Genomic DNA, 14,117 nt, shown 5'->3' on the forward strand with positions numbered 1-14,117 from the left:
TACACAGTGACGGAGAAATCGGAGATTCACGCTTTTATTCCCTTTGAGTAATTCTCAAGAGGGAGGAAGTGTGAATCTCTTTTTTTTTGTTGCTATTTTTATAAAAGGGGGAATAGAACATGTCAGCAGTACTAGCAGAATTTTTAGGAACAGCCTTACTTGTTGCGTTAGGTAACGGAGTCGGGGCAGGGGTTTCGCTATCAAAGTCGTATGCTAAAGACGCTGGATGGATTGTCATTACGTTTGCTTGGGGATTTGCGGTAGCGTTGTCCGTCTATGCCGTCGGTCAGTTCAGTGGAGCCCACTTGAACCCTGCCGTCACACTCGGATTAGCCTTTGACGGTTCATTTGCTTGGGCAGATGTACCAGGATACATGATCGCGCAGGTCTTAGGTGGAATCGTCGGTGCCAGTATCGTTTATCTTCATTACTTACCGCACTGGGCAGAAACAAAAGACCCGGCAACAAAATTGGGTGTTTTCGCAACGTCACCCGCTATTCCACATACATTCGCAAACGTTGTCAGTGAATTGATTGCTACGTTCCTGCTCGTCGTCGGAATCTTATCGATTGGTGCTAATACGTTCTCGGATGGTTTGAATCCACTCATCGTCGGCTTTTTGATTGTTAGTCTCGGTATGTCATTCGGGGGAACGACAGGCTATGCAATGAATCCGGCACGTGATTTAGGACCGCGGATCGCACACTTCATTTTACCGATTGCAGGAAAAGGATCATCGAATTGGGGTTACGCTTGGATTCCAGTACTCGGTCCCGTATTAGGCGGAAGCTTAGGTGGATTATTTTATCGGTCTGTTTTCTCAGGCAAGGATACACCGGCCTTCATTATCGTCGGACTTGTGACAATTGTCATTTTAGGTTTATGCTATAAATTCGGTATTCGTCCGAATAAAGAAACGTCAGTAGCGTCAAAGTCAGCTTAACTTACTAGATACAAAGGATGGGGAAGAGATGGAGAACTACATTTTATCATTAGACCAAGGAACAACGAGTACACGAGCGATTCTGTTTAACCAAGCAGGGGAAATCGTTCATTCCGCCCAACGTGAATTCACGCAGTATTTTCCAAAACCGGGTTGGGTCGAGCATAATGCGAATGAAATCTGGGGTACAGTCCTTGCAGTTGTCGCAACATGTTTAACAGAAGCGAACGTAAAAGCGAATCAAATCGCTGGAATCGGGATTACGAACCAACGTGAAACAGCAGTCGTTTGGGAAAAAGAAACGGGTAAGCCAATTCACAACGCAGTTGTTTGGCAATCCAGACAGACAGCTGAAATCTGTGAAGAGTTACGTGAAGCGGGTCATGGTGAATTGTTCCGTTCAAAAACTGGTCTTTTAATTGACGCTTACTTCTCAGGTACAAAAGTCAAGTGGATCCTCGATCACGTCGAGGGGTCACGAGAACGTGCAGAACGAGGAGAACTCTTATTCGGAACGATTGATACGTGGTTGATTTGGAAGTTGTCAGGTGGAAAAGCGCACGTGACAGACTATTCAAATGCCAGTCGGACATTGATGTACAACATTCATGAACTGAAGTGGGATGACGAATTACTTGAGATTCTTGATGTGCCTAAAGCCATGCTTCCTGAAGTCCGTCCGTCGTCTGAAATTTATGCGAATACAGCAGGTTATCATTTCTTCGGTGAGTCGGTTCCGATCGCTGGAGCAGCAGGCGATCAGCAAGCGGCATTATTTGGTCAAGCTTGTTTTGAAAAAGGAATGGCGAAAAACACATATGGTACAGGATGCTTCATGTTGTTGAACACAGGAGAAAAACCAGTCGTTTCGGATCACGGCTTATTGACGACGATCGCTTGGGGTGTCGACGGAAAAGTCGAATATGCACTCGAAGGAAGCATCTTCGTTGCCGGATCAGCAATTCAATGGTTGCGCGACGGCTTACGTCTCATTAATGATGCGAAGGAAACGGAAGCTTACGCAAAACGTGTCACTTCTTCAGACGGCGTCTATGTCGTTCCGGCATTCGTCGGACTCGGGACACCTTACTGGGATAGCGACGTCCGTGGAGCAGTCTTCGGCCTGACGCGTGGAACAGAAAAAGAACACTTCATTCGTGCGACACTCGAGTCGCTTGCGTATCAGACACGCGACGTCTTGACGGCGATGGAGCAAGATTCAGGAATTGAAATGTCGGCACTTCGTGTTGATGGTGGTGCTGTTAAAAATGATTTCTTAATGCAGTTCCAAGGCGATATCATCAATGCACCAGTTGAACGTCCGGAAATCAATGAGACGACGGCACTTGGTGCTGCGTATCTTGCAGGACTCGCAGTCGGATTCTTTAAGAACAAAGAGCAAATCGCGGCACATTGGAAAATGGATCGTCGTTTCGAACCAGAGATGGATGAAACAGAAAGCGATGCATTATATGGCGGATGGAAAAAAGCTGTCCAAGCTACGATGTTGTTTAAATGATGTGACATATGTTATATTGGGTATAAGTTAATAAACCGGTCGGAGAATATGGAGAGACCACAACAGCAGTTGGCATAGTCAGCTTGTTCGTTGTGGTCTCTTTTTTTCTTTTTCGAACCTAACAGGAGGAACTATTCATGGCTAACCAATCTTTTTCAAGCAAAAACCGTACAGACGTCTACAATCGATTGACGCGTGAAGAACTTGACATACTCGTCGTCGGTGGCGGAATTACAGGCGCAGGAATCGCACTTGATGCTGCGTCACGCGGCATGAAAATCGGTCTCGTTGAAATGCAAGACTTTGCAGCCGGGACGTCAAGTCGTTCAACGAAACTCGTCCATGGTGGTTTACGTTACCTGAAACAATTTGAAATTCAAATGGTCGCTGAAGTCGGGAAAGAACGAGCAATCGTCTATGAGAACGGACCACATGTTACGACACCGGAGTGGATGTTACTACCGATGCATAAAGGTGGTACATTCGGACCGTTCAGTACGTCAATCGGACTCCGTGTCTACGATTTCCTAGCGGGTGTCAAACGTTCAGAATGGCGTTCGATGTTATCTGCAAAAGAAACACTCGCAAAAGAACCGTTAGTCAAACAAGACGGATTAAAAGGTGGCGGCTATTACGTCGAGTACCGGACAGATGATGCACGATTGACGATTGAAGTCATGAAAGAAGCCGTCAGTCACGGAGCACGTGTCGTCAACTATACGAAAGCTGAAGAAATCATCTACGAAGCAGGTAAAGTCGTCGGTATGCGTGTGACAGATCTCTTAACAGGAGATGTTCATGAAATCCGTGCTAAAAAAGTTGTGAATGCAACAGGACCATGGGTCGATGAGTTACGTGAGAAAGATGGTTCAAAAGTCGGGAAACAACTTCGTCTGACAAAAGGGGTTCACGTTGTCATCGACCAATCTAAGTTCCCACTCAAACAAGCAGTCTATTTTGACACACCAGACGGTCGGATGATTTTCGCGATTCCACGTGACGGTAAAGCATATGTCGGAACAACCGATACGTTCTTCGATAAAGATACAGCGCATCCGAAATTCACTGTCGAAGATCAAGATTATGTCTTAGACGCGATTCGCTACATGTTCCCAGAAGTCAAAGTCACGGCGGAAGACGTCGAGTCAAGCTGGGCTGGTGTTCGTCCATTGATTTATGAAGAAGGGAAAGATCCTTCTGAAATTTCACGGAAAGATGAAGTATGGCAGTCAGAGTCAGGACTCATCACAATCGCAGGTGGTAAATTGACAGGATACCGCAAAATGGCAGAGCATGTTGTCAACCTGGTCGCGAAACTATTAAAAGAAGAAACGAACCGTGCCTATGCGCGTTGTTCAACAAAAAATATGCCGATCTCAGGTGGACATGTCGACGGAGCAAAAGGTTTCGAACGGTTCTTGAAATCGCAAGCACCAGCAAACGGACTCACTTCAGAAGAAGTCTTGTTCCTTGCGCAACGTTACGGATCAAACATCTCGGAAGTATTGACGTATGCGGCAGCTTACGATCAAGTAGAAACAAAACTTCCGCGTGATGTTTATGCACAGCTCCATTATGGAATTGAGCAAGAAATGGTCGCACGTCCAGTCGATTTCTTTATTCGTCGGACTGGAGCTGTCTTCTTCAATATCGCTTGGGCACGTCAGTATAAAGACGCAGTCATCGAAGAGATGAAGCAACACTTGAACTGGACGGAAGAACAAACGAAACAGTATACAGAAGAATTAGAAATTGAAATTAACGATGCGTCACACGCACTCGTTACTGAAACAGCTTCTGCTGCTAACTGAATGAAATAAGTGAAAAGCCCCCGACGTGTCGTCGGGGGCTTTTCACACTGTAGACAAAGTGCCATCGGGAGATCAAGCGTCTTTTTTCGTTACTTTCCTCGGGCGAGGCGCAAGCCGTTGCTCCTTGATCCTACCGGACAACAAGCAGGGTCTTGCCTGCCTCTGAAAGTGCGTTAAAAACGCACTTTTCCCCGTAGGAGTCAACGAAACGTGACGCTTTTTAGGTAATACCGTGACGGGAAGCCGGGCATGCAGACGTTTTAAAGCGCAATCCGTCTCGAATCGCTTTTTAAGCGAAAAGCAATCGGTCGCGACCCTGCAGCTTTGCTGTAGCGGCGCGGAAGATTGCCGCTTTGAAGACGAGGCGAGACAGGGAAGCGCGACTGGATTATCTCTCGTTATCGCATGTTCACGCTTCATAAGCATTTATCGACATGCTGTGCCCCCGACGATACGTCGGGGGCATTTTTCCATGACTTGAAATCAGATTAATTGCAAGCGGTGTCGCTGAGGATTATGCTTAGTCCATACTGAAAAATCAAAGGGAGTTGGACTGAAATGAAAGTAGAAGTATGGTCAGATTACGCGTGTCCATTTTGTTATATCGGGAAAAAACGTCTGGAAAAAGCAATTGAAGCGAATGGAATGAAAAATGTCGAGGTCGAATTTAAAAGTTTTGAACTCGATCCGAATGCACCGGCTGAACCGACGATGGGATTATATGAAATTCTTGCTTCGAAATACGGTACGACAGTCGAGGAAGCACGCAATATGTCACAAGGCATCGTTGAGTCAGCGAAAGCTGACGGATTAATGTACGAAATGGATCGTGTCGTTCCTGCCAATACATTTGAAGCTCATCGCTTGACTCAACTTGCGAAAAAACATGGTAAAATGGATGAGATATCGGAAGCACTCTTTCAGTCTTACTTCATGAAAGGGGAGAACTTGAACGATCCGTCAATCTTGACGCGCGTTGCGCAGGAAGTCGGACTCGACTCAGAAGAGGTTGAGGCATTCCTTGCATCAGATACTTCAACAACTGAAGTCCGGGAAGAAGAAGAGATGGCACGCGAACTTGGTGTGACAGGCGTTCCCTTCTTCGTATTTGATCGTAAATATGCGATTTCAGGGGCGCAACCCGTTGAAGCGTTTAGCCAAGTGATGGACCGGATTCAAGCGGAACAAAAGATTGAAGTCGTAGCAGATGGTGATGCTTGCGGAGTCGATGGTTGTAACTAAAATCCAGGCTAACAAAAGGAGAACGTACCCTACATGAAACTTATCTTTCACCCTGAAATTCGAGATGCGCGGATTAACCTTGCTGTCGAAGAATTCATCTTGAATAACTTGAACGTCAATGAAGAAGACTATTTTTTATTTTATATCAATGGTCCTTCCATCATCGTCGGAAAAAATCAAAACACGAATGAAGAAGTCAACTTGAAGTACGTCGAGGATCATGGCATTCACGTCGTGCGTCGTCTATCTGGTGGTGGAGCGGTTTATCACGACGAAGGAAACTTGAACTTCAGTTTCTTGACGAAAGATGATGGTGATTCGTTTAATAACTACAAAAAGTTCACGGAGCCTGTCGTGCAAGCCCTTCACAAACTGGGCGTGGAAGCTGAGCTATCTGGGCGAAACGATATTCATGTCGGAACGCGTAAGATTAGTGGGAATGCTCAGTTTACGACCCGTGGGCGGATGTTTAGCCACGGGACATTGATGCTTGATTCGAATATTGAAGAAGTCGTCAATGCGTTAGTCGTCAGCGAAGAAAAAATGCGATCAAAAGGAATCAAATCAGTTCGTAGTCGTGTCGCCAATATTTCTGAATTCTTAACTGAACCGTTGACGATGGATCAATTCGTTGATCATCTGCTCGCTTCGATTTATGAAGGAAAAGAAATCGAGCGTTATACGTTGACGGAAGCAGACTGGGAAAAGGTTAATGCGATTTCAGCAGAACGGTATGGCAACTGGGACTGGAACTTCGGCAAGTCTCCGAAGTTTGATGTCATCCATAAAAAACGTTTCCCGATCGGAACGATTGATTTCCGGCTTAATGTTACGAAGGGCATCATTCAAGAAGCGAAAATCTATGGAGATTTCTTTGGTGTCGCGGACGCCTCGGAAATTGCTCAAGCATTAGAAGGAAAACGATACGACCGTGCGTCACTACGGGAAGTATTAAGTCAGTATGAATTAAAAAAATATTTTGGTGCTGTCGAACTAGACGAAGTACTCGACGTTTTAGCATAAGCTTTTTTGGGAAAACTCTCTCTATCAACTTGCATAGGGGGAGCTTTTTTTATGGGCTACAATAAAGATAACTTTTTAGAAGGTACGTTAGAGGATTTCATCAATTTTGAACAGGTCTCAGAAGGGTTACCAAAAACAGAGGATAATCAACCGCTCCCTTACTATGAACGTGACGATTATCGTGCGGCCGGGAAATTAAAAGGCAAGGTCGCAATCATCACTGGTGGTAATTCCGGAATCGGACGTGCCGTATCGCTTGCCTATACGCTTGAAGGTGCGAAAATCGTCATCGCCTTCTATGGCGACCAAGAGGGCGCGGAAGAAACGAAAGCGCGTGTCGAAGAGCTTGGTGGGGAAGTGCTCCTGTCTAAAGGAGACATTGGAGACGCAGCTTATTGTGAAGAACTCGTTCAAAAAACAATCGACAAATTTGGCCGCCTTGATATTGTCGTCAATAATGCGAGTATGCAAAAACCAGAAGACTCGCTTCTCGATATTGAAGACAAGTCGCTGGAGAAGACATTTAAAACAAATATTTTTGGAATGATGCGTCTTGCACGTGCTGCTTTACCACACCTCAAGCAAGGATCTGCCATCATCAATACAACATCATCAACAGCATATGAAGGCAATGCCCTTCTGATTGATTATTCTTCAACAAAAGGGGCGATCGTCAGCTTCACGCGAAGTTTATCCATGAATCTCGCAAAACAAGGGGTTCGTGTCAATGCTGTCGCACCAGGTCCGATTTGGACACCGTTGATCACGGAGACGTTCCCCGATGAATCGGTAAAAACATTCGGTAAAAATACACCGATGGATCGACCGGGCCAACCGGCAGAAATGGCATCCGCGTACGTGTTCTTAGCGTGTAACGATTCGAGCTATATGACAGGACAAGTGCTTCATCTCAATGGTGGCGTCATCGTCAACGGATAATGATAAAGAACGTGAAAACGTTTCCATAAAATGATATACTATCCATACTAACGCAAGCGTTATGTATGGATTTTTTTTGCGTAAAAAATGAATGGTTGTTCATTTGAAGGGGGAAGTTAATGATGATGGGATTGATTCATTCTGTAGAGGAGACCGCCCGGAGAAGTCCGGATGCAGTCGCCTACGTCTTCGAAGACACGAAAGTCAGTTATCATGAGTTTGTCGAGAAGTTCCACCGGGCAGCAGGGGCATTAGAAGCGAACGGGATTCGCAAAGGAGATCATGTTGCATTGATACTTGGGAACAGTCCAGCGTTTTTAGTTGGGTATTATGCCATCATGAAGCAAGGGGCGATTGCGATTCCAATCAACCCAACATATACACCGGATGAAATCGGGTACATTTTGATGAATGGGGACGTTAAAGGAATTCTTGGGATCGCTCCGCTCGTCGAAGCAGCAAAAGCACGGTTAGTTCATTTACCGAACTTATCCGTTGTCGTATCGGTGCCGTTTAACGGAGTAATTGGCCCAAGCGAAAAAATCGGGAATGTTGAATTTACGACGTTAGAAGACTGGCTTTCCATCGAACATCCGGTCAAAGACGTGATGAATGAACTCGATGATACGGCAGTCATTTTGTATACGAGTGGAACAACAGGGAAACCGAAAGGCGCCATGCTCTCACACCGTAACTTAACATCAAATGCACAATCGATTGGTGAATACTTAAATGTGTCAGAGCGCGACCGGACGCTCGCTGTGTTACCGATGTTCCATGTCTTTTGCTTGACGGTCGTCGTTAACGCTTCGTTAGCACACGGAGCATCAATCATCATTGCACCACGTTTTTCACCCCAAGAAACGTTTGAACTGGCGAAAAAAGAGCAAGTTACGATTTTTGCCGGCGTACCGACAATGTATAATTTCCTTCTTCAGACGGTTCAAGCCCACCCGCATTTTGCAGATTACTTTGCGTCGAGCCGATTATTCGTTTCCGGTGGAGCGAGCTTACCGGTTCCTTTACTTGAATCATTTGAAAAGACGTTCAACTGTCACATACTAGAAGGATACGGCCTATCAGAAGCCTCACCCGTCACGTGCTTCAATCCGTTAAATGGAATCCAAAAGCCGGGGTCGATCGGTCCGTCAATCATCGATGTCGAAAATAAAATTGTGGACGAACTCGGACAAGAATTACCGGATGGTCAAGTCGGAGAGTTAATTGTCCGTGGACCGAATGTCATGACGGGCTATTATAAGATGCCGGAAGAGACACAAGCGACGCTACGCGACGGCTGGTTATATACGGGAGATCTCGCGAGAAGAGACGAGGATGGGTATTTTTATATCGTCGATCGGAAAAAAGATATGATTATCGTTGGTGGTTACAATGTCTATCCACGTGAAGTCGAAGAAGTGCTCTATAAACATCCAGGGGTCGTCGAAGCTGCCGTGATCGGTGTACCAGATGAAGAGATGGGAGAAGCCGTCAAGGCATTTATCGTGTTAAAAGATAGCGTCACAGAAGCAGAACTTCTCGATTTTTGTGCGATTTCACTCGCAAAATACAAGTGTCCGACACGTCTTGAATTCATTGATCAATTGCCACGCAATACGACTGGTAAAATTTTACGGACCGTGTTAAAAAAACAACCATCCAATTCATGACATCCTTCTTAACCGACGACGTTCAAGCGTGAACATCGTCGGTTTTTTAGTCTATTCATGAAAATGAGAGGTTTTTGAAGGCGCGTTTGAGTGCATATACTCTAGAGAGGAGGACGATAAAATGAACATTGCATTGATTGCACATGACGAGAAAAAAGATGAGATGATCATGTTTGCCCGGGCCTACCAGGACTATTTAGCAAAGAATCAATTGTACGCGACGGGGACGACAGGGAAGCGGATCGTCGAAGCGACGGTGCTCGACGTACACCGCTGTAAATCTGGACCACTTGGTGGCGATCAAGAAATTGGCGCGATGGTTGCTCGAGGGGAAATTGACATCGTGATCTTTTTACGTGATCCGTTGACGGCACAGCCTCATGAACCGGATGTATCGGCCTTGATTCGCTTATGTGATGTCTATGACTTGCCGTTAGCGACAAATGTCGGGACGGCTGAGATTTTAATTAATGGGCTTGAACAAGGTGATTTTAAATGGCGTGAAATTATTCAAAAGCGACGGGAAGAGGAACAAGATAAATTTTCTTCGTAACAAACTGCTTGAGAACGCTTCTCATTTTCGTTTCATCGTGTTATAGTCGTATTGAAGATGATACTGATTATCAATTGCGATAGAAAAGGGCGGCGAAAACAATGGAAATCATTTTAATGACAGGTGTCACGGTCTTACTCGGTGGAGGAGCAACCTTCTTAGCACATATTGTAAAGACGGAACGTCGTCATATTGCGACAGATGTTAAAACGAACGTAGAACGTGCAACCTACCCATCGTTGCGCCTCGTAAAATAAATAGTGTTACTGACTAAACGCGCCTCTTTTTGGATAAAAGAGGGCGTTTTTTTCACATTTGGAGTGTTCTCACATAATTGTGCGGAATTCCTTTGATACACTACAAAAAAAGGACTTAGTCAGGAGTGACAGTGATGCATACGATTTATTTAGTGGATGATGAAGTGAATCTGAACCGCGTGCTCGTAAAATATTTAGAACAAGAAGGATGGCAAGTGAAATCGTTCACCTCTGGGGAAGCGGCAGCTTCAGCGATTATTGAAAAGCCTGATTTATGGGTGCTCGATATTATGTTACCGGATATGGACGGATTTCAGTTGATTAAACGGATCAAGGCACATGATGAGACGACACCTGTTATTTTCATCTCTGCCCGAGACGAAGATATCGACAAAATCATCGGCTTAGAAATGGGCTCGGATGATTACATCGCGAAACCGTTTTTGCCAAGAGAACTTGTCATTCGTGTCAAAAAAATCTTAGCGCGCGCCTATGCGACACCAAAAACAGGAGTGATTCAGTATGGCGATTATACAATCTATCCTGAAAAACGAGTCATCGAAGAAAATGGTCAAGAAATTGATTTGACCTCAAAAGAGTATGATTTGTTGATTTTATTCGCGACACAAATCGGGACGCCAATGTCCCGTGAACAGATTCTTGTCAGTGTCTGGGGTGATGATTACTTTGGTTCCGATCGTGTCGTCGACGATTTAGTTCGACGAGTCCGGAAAAAATTATCCAAACTTGAACTAGAGACGATTTATGGGATTGGCTACCGGTTGGTGTCTGCATGAAGAATCGGAGTTTGGGATTTCAGATTTGGGCGATGTTTCTACTCGTCATCGCAACGCTCTCAATCGTTATCCTTGTCGTCATGCGGTCATCGATTGGAAACTTTATTGATGAACAGGTCTATTCGACGTTAGAAAACAGTGAAGTCTTCTTTTCAAAAGATGCTTCTGTCATCGACATGTTGCAGGACAATCCAATTGAATTTGATCGTCGAAAACAGGAGTCGCGTTCCGTTAATATTTTGTTGCTTTCGAAAAATGGGAAACTCTATTATGGGGGAGCCCCGCAACAATTGATTGATCAGATGTATCGTGATGCGATCAATCAAAAAGCAGAAACGGAAAAATATACGACACAACTTGATAAAGAAGACGTCTATTACAGCATTCTCAAGATAGAATCGGAAGGGGAGACGTATTATCGTGTCTCTTATGTCTGGGATGCCTATCGTCAAGAACTGATTACGCAATTGTTTTCAAAAATTGGCTGGGTCGTCGTAATCGTGAGTATCTTGACATTGTTCATCGCTTTTTGGTTAGCACGTCGCTTGACGCAACCATTGATTGAAATTGAAGGTGCAGTCGGAAAAATTGCAGCGCAACAGTGGAATACGCCACTTCCTCTTGATCGCGGAGATGAAATTGGTCGTTTGGCACGATCGGTCAATGCCATGCGCGTCGATTTAGAAAAGCAGGATAAAGCACAAAAAGCGTTGCTACAAAATATTTCACATGACCTGAAGACACCAATCATGGTCATTCGCAGTTATGCACAGTCCATTTCTGACGGGATTTATCCGGATGGTGATTTGACGGGTTCGGTCTCGGTGATTGAGGAAGAGGCCGAGCGGTTAGAAAAGAAAGTCGCTGCCTTGCTTTATGTGACGAAATTGGATTACTTTGAATTAGATCGTTCTACATGGGATACGATTGATTTAGACCGAATGGTTCATTTATTACAAAGTCGTTTCTCGAGTACAAAGCCGCTCACGTGGACGATTACAGGGGAAGCCGGTCTTGTACTTGGCGAAGGAGAACAATTACGGGTTGCACTTGAAAATGTAATTGATAATGCGATGCGATATGCCGAGACATCGATTGATATTCGTTTATCCGGGACCGAAGAGATAGCTCAAATCGAGATTGAAAACGACGGTCCGCCACTCGATTCATCATCACCACTTTTTCATCAATTTTCACGTGGTAAAGAAGGTAAATTTGGTCTAGGTCTTTATATCGTAAAACGTATCGTTGAGCGTCATGACGGGGAAGTTTCAATCGAGAACCAAGCAGTGGGAAATGGAAAAGATAAAGTTCGTGTGATTTTCAAATTCCCACGTCATTTTAAGCCAGAGATTGACCAATCAACGAAAGAACTTTAAAAACGAGATAGCGATATCTCGTTTTTTATATTGGGAAATATCGAACAGTCGAGGGCGTACAGGTGGGTTCTTTGATATAAACAAAGTAATAGAAGAAGGGAGATAGTAGGATGCCACATAACATCACGGAAGAAACGTTAGCTCTTATTCCTCAGTACGGTCAATACGGGGAACCGCAAACACTACTTATTAAAGAACGGTCGGAACTTGTGCTCGAAGGACATCCGATCAAACTGATTGAAGAATCATGTTTGTATTTTGGTTCTTCGATGCGAGGAAGAATTGAAGCAGCACGACATATCTTAGGACCAAACCGAAAAACGCCGGTTTTAATTGATTGGCAAGCACAAACCATCTTCTTTCCGACGACAGCTAAAGAAAAGGCGGAGTGCATCTGGATTAACTTTAAACAAATGAAGACCGTTAAAAAGAGTGGCGGAAAGGTGCAAGTCGAGTTTCAAACAGGACAGCGGATTGATACCGCCGCATCTGCCTATAGTATTGAACGACAGCGGATTAAAACCCTAGAATTAGCTTACGAAATGCAACGACGCTTCCAGGGGACGGGACATGAACACGTTTAACAAGTGCAGAAAAGTGGAACACTCTAACAGGAAACGTTACCAATGAGAGCGAAATGAACTTGAGTAGAAACTGAATGCGCATTGAAGGGGAGGTGAAGCGACCGATCTGGTCGCTACACGATGAATGAATCATATGAATGGTTAAACCGTAGAAAATTACAGCCGGTCTTCGGTGTTAATGGAGGACGCCGTTTTATTAGTTCACGGATCGTCCGTCCAGAAAACACGCCCGGCAAACGAATTAAAGATATTAAGCGAACACGCCAACTCATCGTCGACGAGGCAGGAAATCGACGTTGGGTGACAAAGCGAGTAGTCGTCACAGATGCATCAAAACATATGACGATTAACCGCCGCACATCGATTGCGCAAAAAGAAGTAACAGAATCTCGCTTAGAGCAAGTGAAGCAAAAATTATCTTCGAAGAAAGTATTGATTCCCGTTTTAGCGGCGACAGGGCTTGCCGTTGCCGGAGGGGTACTCGCATATGTACTTCGTCGCAAAAAAAGAAACACTCCCGAGAGTGAATAAACAAGCGTATAAGAAAAAAGCCGCGTCCCTCATTTAATCCAGGGACGCGGCTTTCTCTATACATAACCTATCTTAAAGGAAACGTTTTCGAATCGAAGTTGAGAGTGCTTTCTCTGCAATTTCTTCGAGCTGTTTCAAATTCGTCGCGTCAAAACTATCATTATAGAAGCGACCAACGAATTCGACACGATCATAATCGAGTTCCTTGAAAATCAAATGCTTGTGGTCATCATAAAAGACGACACGGAAGTAATCAGAACCGCGCTCTAATGTGACGAGCCCTTTAATATGTTCGAGTTTCTTTTGCTCGTCAGACTTTTCTTCTTCAACCGGTTCCTCTGCAGTTTTCGCCTCTGCTTGTTCGAGTGCCGATTTCACTAAATCAGGTTTCTTATCTTGTTCTTCAGTCATAATTATCGCCTCCATCTTTCATTTTACATGGAAATGGACAGATGAGAAAGAAAAATCCCTCACGGTTCCTGATGAGCCTCACAAATCCGTAAGACGTTTAATGCACCAATTCGTAAGCGCTCCATCAAACGTTCAGCTACAGCTCGATTGGAAAGTGTCTCATAGATGGCCACTTCCATCAACTCCATCCAGCGAAAGGCGTGTTGCTGTTCAATTGGTAAGAGTCGGTGAATCATCGCTAAATTCGTCCGCGAATCATCTAACTCATATTGGCGTGGACCACCTGTTAAGTGTGTCAAAAAAATAACTTGCGCCTGCTCGACACGTTGACGATCATCAGGAAAAATCGGACGAAGTATGGGGTCGGCATAAACAAGTTGATAAAAGCGAGCGACTAGCTGTTCAAGCATCGGTTGTTTTCCGATGTCATCATATAGCATGGTATTCCTCCTGTCTA

15 protein-coding genes are annotated in these 14,117 nt (G+C 44.7%); 13 read left to right on the forward strand and 2 right to left on the reverse strand.

All coding sequences use genetic code 11. The features are described from left to right. Positions 1-119: 119 nt before the first annotated feature. From KNP88_RS06305 to KNP88_RS06365, 13 genes are all read left to right on the forward strand, one after another. Complete coding sequence (locus KNP88_RS06305; protein ID WP_214802676.1) at positions 120-944, forward strand: MIP/aquaporin family protein; 825 nt, start codon at positions 120-122, stop codon at positions 942-944. 28 nt (positions 945-972) lie between these two features. Next, entirely contained in the window at positions 973-2,463 is a 1,491-nt protein-coding gene (gene glpK, locus KNP88_RS06310; protein ID WP_214892918.1) for a glycerol kinase GlpK, read from the forward strand. A 137-nt stretch (positions 2,464-2,600) separates the two neighbouring features. Continuing rightward, on the forward strand, positions 2,601-4,274 hold the full coding sequence (locus KNP88_RS06315; RefSeq protein WP_214892920.1) for a glycerol-3-phosphate dehydrogenase/oxidase: 1,674 nt from the start codon (positions 2,601-2,603) through the stop codon (positions 4,272-4,274). 558 nt (positions 4,275-4,832) lie between these two features. After that, a complete protein-coding gene (locus tag KNP88_RS06320) occupies positions 4,833-5,516 on the forward strand; it encodes a DsbA family oxidoreductase (RefSeq protein WP_214892922.1) in 684 nt (227 codons plus the stop codon). A gap of 33 nt (positions 5,517-5,549) precedes the next feature. Beyond that, positions 5,550-6,539 carry a lipoate--protein ligase gene (lplA, locus tag KNP88_RS06325; RefSeq protein ID WP_029332843.1) on the forward strand — a complete coding sequence of 330 codons (990 nt, stop codon included), beginning with the start codon at positions 5,550-5,552 and terminating at the stop codon, positions 6,537-6,539. Positions 6,540-6,590: 51 nt separating this feature from the next. Then, entirely contained in the window at positions 6,591-7,478 is an 888-nt protein-coding gene (locus KNP88_RS06330; RefSeq protein ID WP_159172707.1) for an SDR family oxidoreductase, read from the forward strand. 125 nt (positions 7,479-7,603) lie between these two features. Continuing rightward, entirely contained in the window at positions 7,604-9,148 is a 1,545-nt protein-coding gene (locus KNP88_RS06335; protein WP_214845846.1) for a fatty acid--CoA ligase family protein, read from the forward strand. 121 nt (positions 9,149-9,269) lie between these two features. Continuing rightward, a complete protein-coding gene (locus KNP88_RS06340; RefSeq protein WP_214892923.1) occupies positions 9,270-9,701 on the forward strand; it encodes a methylglyoxal synthase in 432 nt (143 codons plus the stop codon). 101 nt (positions 9,702-9,802) lie between these two features. Then, positions 9,803-9,958, forward strand: coding sequence for a hypothetical protein (locus KNP88_RS06345; RefSeq protein ID WP_167331094.1), 156 nt, complete (start codon positions 9,803-9,805; stop codon positions 9,956-9,958). Between the two features lie 131 nt (positions 9,959-10,089). Continuing rightward, positions 10,090-10,755 (forward strand): response regulator transcription factor, encoded by a 666-nt coding sequence (locus KNP88_RS06350; RefSeq protein WP_088836482.1) that lies wholly within the window; start codon positions 10,090-10,092, stop codon positions 10,753-10,755. 11 nt (positions 10,756-10,766) lie between these two features. Next, entirely contained in the window at positions 10,767-12,134 is a 1,368-nt protein-coding gene (locus tag KNP88_RS06355; protein WP_251137151.1) for a HAMP domain-containing sensor histidine kinase, read from the forward strand. Between the two features lie 110 nt (positions 12,135-12,244). Beyond that, a complete protein-coding gene (locus tag KNP88_RS06360) occupies positions 12,245-12,718 on the forward strand; it encodes a competence protein ComK (RefSeq protein WP_034801199.1) in 474 nt (157 codons plus the stop codon). A gap of 120 nt (positions 12,719-12,838) precedes the next feature. After that, positions 12,839-13,249, forward strand: a complete 411-nt coding sequence (locus KNP88_RS06365; RefSeq protein ID WP_214892925.1) for a hypothetical protein — start codon at positions 12,839-12,841, stop codon at positions 13,247-13,249. Between the two features lie 72 nt (positions 13,250-13,321). On the opposite strand, the gene KNP88_RS06370 is transcribed toward KNP88_RS06365, so the two are convergent. Further along, complete coding sequence (locus KNP88_RS06370; protein WP_029332850.1) at positions 13,322-13,660, reverse strand: hypothetical protein; 339 nt, start codon at positions 13,658-13,660, stop codon at positions 13,322-13,324. Positions 13,661-13,719: 59 nt separating this feature from the next. Further along, complete coding sequence (locus tag KNP88_RS06375) at positions 13,720-14,100, reverse strand: truncated hemoglobin (RefSeq protein WP_088836484.1); 381 nt, start codon at positions 14,098-14,100, stop codon at positions 13,720-13,722. Positions 14,101-14,117: the final 17 nt, after the last annotated feature.

The sequence above is a fragment of the Exiguobacterium sp. H66 genome (assembly GCF_018618705.1).
Classification (GTDB): domain Bacteria; phylum Bacillota; class Bacilli; order Exiguobacteriales; family Exiguobacteriaceae; genus Exiguobacterium_A; species Exiguobacterium_A oxidotolerans.